The sequence below is a fragment of the Deltaproteobacteria bacterium genome (assembly GCA_016931625.1).
Classification (GTDB): domain Bacteria; phylum Myxococcota; class XYA12-FULL-58-9; order XYA12-FULL-58-9; family JAFGEK01; genus JAFGEK01.
In genome coordinates this window covers 1-3,346 of record JAFGEK010000088.1, presented here as the reverse complement: position 1 = coordinate 3,346, position 3,346 = coordinate 1, and the positions used below count along the sequence as shown (strand labels likewise).

Sequence of the window (3,346 nt, the reverse complement as noted above, 5' to 3'; positions counted from 1 at the left end):
TACTAACCCCGGCCTCCAGCCATTTGGTTTCGCCGGAGGGTTGTATGACCGTGATACCGGCTTTGTACGCTTCGGCGCTCGTGACTATGACCCAAAAGTTGGTCGGTGGACGAGTAAAGATCCGATCTTGTTTGAGGGTGGGGATACTAATTTGTATACGTATGTTAGGAATGATCCGGTGAATTTCTTAGATATCAGTGGGCTAGAACGCATTTCAAAAGCATGCGATCCTGAAGCCGACTATTTAAGAGATTTGGACTATTTACGTTCAATTGACCTTCCTATAGAGCGTGTTTACACTATTGAGTCATGGTTAATCGGTGGCATGGTCTTAAAAGGAGCGTTTAGAACACTCACACCACTAATAAATTCAAATAGATATTTAAGAATAGGTCAAGGACGACATGGTGCTGAATACGTTTTTCGTGCTTCAGGAAATATATTGAAGTGGATTGAGAAAAATGTCCCAGGCGCTGATAAAATAATACATGAAGGTCATATTGATTTCTGGAAAATATAATAGTGATGAGCATTACAAATACAGCGATGAAACGTTTTCATCACCTAATTAACAATAGGGATTTTACAGAATGATTTTGACTTCTTTTCAAACCAAAATGATCGCCCAACTTAAAAAAAATTTAGGCAATCGCCATCTTCATTACAGAATGGACGAAGCAGAGAAATCAAATGTTGGCCCGCACGTTCTATTTTATATTGGTGATATAGTTATTTATGTATACACAAATGAAGCAGGCTGGATGCTAGGGAAACACTGGCAACCATTTGAACGACCTGATTTCAAATCAGATGAGGAATTGATCAGTGCTTTCATTACTGAAGTAATTGATGTAATCCAAACTGGAATATACCCAGAAAAATCGCTTGGCACTTCGGCTATATATTTCAAATAATAACAAGATATGGCGTGGTTCTTTTCACACAACTAATCTTTGATTGTAAATTATGAAAACTATTTTAGAAAATGTTTTTTAATCATTATTTTTATGCAGTATAAATCTTTCTATATCCACTAACCAGATAAATAATAATGACTATATGTATTCATTGTGCCATTTTTGCCAATCTTGAATCCTTGCTTAATTGATCCTAAGGCTTGCGGCAATATTGCGCCACCAATGACATGATTGAGGGAGAGCATTCAATGATTACTGTAGTGTGGAGAATTTATGGTGACAATTTTAATGTTGATAAATTTCTATCCATAAACCCGGAGTTAAGTCCTAGTTTAGTTTGGAGAAAAGGTGAGTTACGTCGTGGATATAAAGAATTAATGATTAACTCTGGCGTGAATATCCCTTTTTGTGAGCGAGAAACTATTGAAGATGTAATGACTGTAGTTTTTAGATGGTTAAAAAAATGGCGTCAAAAAATTTTAACATTACGTAAACGTAGAGTTTACAGTACTCTAGATTTCGCTGTTTATGTAGGGAGTTTAAAACAGTTCGCTGTACAAATTAATTTTCATCCGAAGTATCTTTTACGTCTAGCGAAAGCTGGTGTTTGCTTAACTGTTTCTGCATACCCTGTATCAGATGACAACTAAAATGAGGTGTATATAAACTTAACGTAATACTAACATTAGTAGAGTTTAAAATGAATGCCGATCATAATGATTCCAAACTTTCTATAAACTGCAGCAAAATACGATACTGCTTACCTAACTCTACTTTGCTATCTCGAACAATGTGACGACATCATTAGTACAGTTACGACCTTGTAGGTGGTGTGCCTGTCTCTACGCCTTAAAGGAGTTATTAATGAAAGGAAACACTTTATTTTTAAGCATTATACTCCTTTCCTGTATTACATTAATTATTTTTTCTGGTTGTGACGCTATCAACGCTGCTTTTGCGAAACGATACGAAAAAGGTTGTGAAAAAGATAATGCAAAAGATTGTATGATGATAGGCCTTCTATATTTCCAAGGAGATGGTGTCCCTAAAGACTATTTACTCGCGGCCAACTTATTTGAAAAAAGTTGCTCACTTGGGTATGGAGGTGGTTGTCATGAGCTGGCCGACTCATTCCGTTTCGGCTTGGGTGTTGAAAAAGATACTACTAGAGCTATACAGTTGGACATGAAAGCCTGCAATCTTGGGGAGGCGCTGGGCTGTAACAGTTTGGGCCTTGACTATCGTAATGGGCGAATGGTTCCGACTGATCGTGAACGCGCCGCCTACTTTCTTCAAAAAGCCTGCGATATGGGAGAGGATCTCGGATGCCAGAACCTCAAGGCGCTTGAGAAATCCCCTTCCAAATAGTGTCAAACACCGAAAAATATGTCGTAAAATGCGACACCATTGCCCCCCAAGGTTCAGTGTCAAACGTTAAAAAATGTGTCGCATTTTGCTACACCGTCTTATTTTCTTATTAATCAAAACACGAAAAATTAGACGGTTACAGTTGGTTAAGGTGTGGCATCAGAATTGTTTCGAGCTACGCATATGACAGTAACGGTATAATTCTACGCAAAGACGAACACGGCCACAATAACGCATGCGTATTTAAAGTACTCACTATACCTACAATAGTCGTCAGTATTCATGGCCTCTGGCGCTCATAATGTCGAGCGCTCGTGACTATGACCCACAAGTTGGTAGATGGACAAGCAAAGATGTGCCAATAGGAGCCACTAGTTCACACTATTAATTTTTAACTTGATAATCTTTAACGACTCTAAAGGAGCATTGAAACATGAAATCAAAACAAGCAGGATTTTTAGGTGAATGGCGGTTCATTACACTTCTCTGGCTTTTTGTTGCTTTAGCTGTTTTTGTTACAGGAATAGCCGTAAAATCTTGCCTATACAATGCTAAGCAGAGTACTTTTCATGATCAAGATAATTTACCATCAGAAAGTAAATAAATAATGATTTCGTGAAACATTAAAATATTTTAATGATATAAAGCCCCTCCAAAATAGTGTCAAACACTAAAAAAACATGGCACAATCAATATTAAGTATATTGTCGACTGCAAAAATCGCCGCGTAGGCAAACGTATCAATGGCGTGTTTGTCGAAGGCTTCTTGTATGAGGGTCAACTGCAACCAATCGCCTGGCTAGATAGCAGCGGTGCAATTAAAGCAAGATTTGTGTATGGGTTACATGCTAACATACCTGAGTATATGGTTACGGCGACTACAACCTACCGCTTAATCACCGATCACCTCGGTAGCGTACGATTAGTGGTAGATGCAAGCACTGGTGCAGTTGCGCAACAATTAGATTACGACGAGTTCGGTGTAGTCATTAACGATACTAACCCCGGCCTCCAGCCATTTGGTTTCGCCGGAGGGTTGTATGACCGTGATACCGGCTTTG

The 3,346-nt window shown here is 38.7% G+C and carries 6 protein-coding genes; all 6 read left to right on the top strand.

All coding sequences use genetic code 11. The annotated features are described in order from the left end of the window. Positions 1–520, top strand: a 520-nt coding sequence (locus JW841_08050; GenBank protein ID MBN1960884.1) for a hypothetical protein, incomplete at its 5' end; no start/stop codon positions are given. A 70-nt stretch (positions 521–590) separates the two neighbouring features. Beyond that, positions 591–914 carry a hypothetical protein gene (locus JW841_08045; GenBank protein ID MBN1960883.1) on the top strand — a complete coding sequence of 108 codons (324 nt, stop codon included), beginning with the start codon at positions 591–593 and terminating at the stop codon, positions 912–914. 230 nt (positions 915–1,144) lie between these two features. Next, on the top strand, positions 1,145–1,567 hold the full coding sequence (locus JW841_08040) for a hypothetical protein (GenBank protein ID MBN1960882.1): 423 nt from the start codon (positions 1,145–1,147) through the stop codon (positions 1,565–1,567). A 214-nt stretch (positions 1,568–1,781) separates the two neighbouring features. Then, positions 1,782–2,285: a sel1 repeat family protein gene (locus JW841_08035; GenBank protein MBN1960881.1), complete on the top strand. Its 504-nt coding sequence runs from the start codon at positions 1,782–1,784 to the stop codon at positions 2,283–2,285. Positions 2,286–2,718: 433 nt separating this feature from the next. After that, the gene (locus JW841_08030; protein MBN1960880.1) at positions 2,719–2,889 is read left to right on the top strand and encodes a hypothetical protein; all 171 of its coding nucleotides are present in this window, start codon (positions 2,719–2,721) and stop codon (positions 2,887–2,889) included. Between the two features lie 144 nt (positions 2,890–3,033). After that, positions 3,034–3,346, top strand: a 313-nt coding sequence (locus JW841_08025) for an RHS repeat protein (GenBank protein MBN1960879.1), incomplete at its 3' end; no start/stop codon positions are given.

Excerpts from the sequence above, each read along its gene's own strand:
- JW841_08030 (MBN1960880.1), top strand. The coding sequence starts at position 2,719 with ATGAAATCAAAACAAGCAGGATTTTTAGGTGAATGGCGGTTCATTACA.
- JW841_08045 (MBN1960883.1), top strand. The coding sequence starts at position 591 with ATGATTTTGACTTCTTTTCAAACCAAAATGATCGCCCAACTTAAAAAA.
- JW841_08035 (MBN1960881.1), top strand. The coding sequence starts at position 1,782 with ATGAAAGGAAACACTTTATTTTTAAGCATTATACTCCTTTCCTGTATT.
- JW841_08040 (MBN1960882.1), top strand. The coding sequence starts at position 1,145 with ATGATTGAGGGAGAGCATTCAATGATTACTGTAGTGTGGAGAATTTAT.